This is a genomic window from Stenotrophomonas maltophilia group sp. RNC7 (genome assembly GCF_030910085.1).
In the GTDB taxonomy this organism is placed as follows: Bacteria; Pseudomonadota; Gammaproteobacteria; order Xanthomonadales; family Xanthomonadaceae; genus Stenotrophomonas; species Stenotrophomonas sepilia.
This window is the reverse complement of sequence record NZ_JAVFVN010000259.1, coordinates 1-664: the sequence shown is the minus strand read 5'-3', so window position 1 is coordinate 664 and position 664 is coordinate 1. Positions and strand designations below refer to the sequence as shown.

General features: G+C 35.1%; 1 protein-coding gene. It reads left to right on the top strand.

The window, feature by feature from the left end; all coding sequences use genetic code 11:
* On the top strand, nucleotides 1-614 hold a 614-nt coding region (locus tag RCF13_RS03385; protein WP_308140873.1), incomplete at its 5' end, for a DNA cytosine methyltransferase.
* Nucleotides 615-664: the final 50 nt, after the last annotated feature.

Below are 664 nucleotides of genomic sequence, written 5' to 3'. Positions count from 1 at the left end.
ATTTTGGTGGAGATAGGCTTCAGTATTCATTGAAACAACCTTTTACAACTATGACAACAAAAGCAGAACATTTACTTATAAAGCCAACATTGACAGGTATAAATAATGATTATAGAAAAAGTTGTGTTTCACAACAAAAGGTTTCTCCTGAATTAACCGCTACCTATATTGCACAGCATTTTGGTTGTTCTACTGGACATAACATGAATCGTCCGTTAGCAACCGTTACTGCGGTAAACAAAGCTAGTATAGTGACAGCATTTCTTACAAAATATTATGGTTCTGATACCGGACAGTCTCTATCTAAACCATTACATACAATTACAACCAAGGATAGATTTGGAATTGTAACAATAAAAGGAAACCAATATCAAATTACCGATATTGGAATGAGAATGCTGCAAGCACATGAACTTTTCCTAGCGCAGGGATTCCCTAGTGATTACATAATAGATAAAGATTTTCAAGGATGTAGGTATTCTAAGGCAAAGCAAGTTGCAAGATGTGGCAATGCAGTACCACCTCCATTCGCGGAGCATCTTGTACGAGCGAACCTTCCTGAAGTATGCCAATCTTTGAAGAGAAAAAACATTCAGCACGCTATAAGCATTTAATAAAGAATACAAATATATGTTCCTTCTAAGGATATTAAAGAATTTTTTTA